General features: G+C 73.4%; 1 protein-coding gene and 1 pseudogene. Both read left to right on the plus strand.

The annotated features are described in order from the left end of the window. Positions 1–396: SCO6880 family protein (locus CFP66_RS48375; RefSeq protein ID WP_369805300.1), on the plus strand; the 396-nt coding region annotated here is incomplete at its 5' end. Next, positions 396–967, plus strand: a pseudogene (locus tag CFP66_RS46865) (hypothetical protein); the annotation flags it as partial. The gene CFP66_RS48375 and the pseudogene CFP66_RS46865, both read left to right, overlap by 1 nt.

The raw sequence follows: 967 nt of genomic DNA on the forward strand, positions 1-967 counted from the left end.
CCACGCCGCGTCACCTGGCTCTACCAGCCCTACCCCGCCGATCAGGCAGCCGCGAAGGTCGAGGCCGAAGTCACCGGCGGCCAGATCCGCCGGGCCTGGGCGACCCGCACCCGTCGCGACGAGACCCAGCGCGAACGCGACGACCGCGACCGCGCCGTGCAGTCCGCCCGTGAGGAAGCCGAAGGCGCCGGCGTCGGACGCATCACCGCCTACGTCACCACGACCGTCCAGCACGACGACGACCTCGACGCTGCGACCGCCGACGTCGAGCAACGCGGCGGACAGGCGAAGCTGCGGCTCCGCCGGCTGCGAGGATCACAGGCCGCCGGGTTCGCGGCCGCCCTCGGCATCGGCATCGACCCGGCCGAGCTCCTCGCCCACCGCCGAGGGCGCTGATGAGCACCGACACCGTGCCCCGCGCCTGGGGCTGGGCCCTGCGTGGCGGAGGCCGCGCCGCCCACGTCGAGGCAGGCACGGCGTTCGCCGGCACCACCAGCCAGCTGTGCGGGTTGTTCCCGTTCGCCGTGTCCGCCGGCGCCGACGTCCGTGGCGTCCCCCTGGGCCGTCACCTGCACACGGCCGAACCCATCGGACTCGACCCCGCCCACTGGCTGCGGACCGGCCTGGTTTCCAACACCGGAGTGTGGGTGCAGGGACAACCCGGCATCGGCAAATCCTCGATCACCAAACGGATGCTCACCGGCCTCGTCGGCTTCGGGATGCGCGCGGTCGTGCCGGGCGACGTCAAGGGCGAATACACCCCGCTGGTCGCCGCCCTCGGCGGCACCGTCTTCCGAATCGGTCGAGGTTTGCACAGCCTCAACCCGCTCGACGCCGGCCCGCTGCGGGCCGAACTCGACGGCGCGATCGGCACCGAGCGGACCCGGCTGGCAGAGACCATCCGCGCACGGCGGCTGTCCCTGGTCGAGGCGCTGATCACCATCGTGCGCCGCGCCGACGTCACCAC

This window comes from Pseudonocardia sp. MH-G8, from assembly GCF_002262885.1.
Lineage (GTDB): Bacteria > Actinomycetota > Actinomycetes > Mycobacteriales > Pseudonocardiaceae > Pseudonocardia.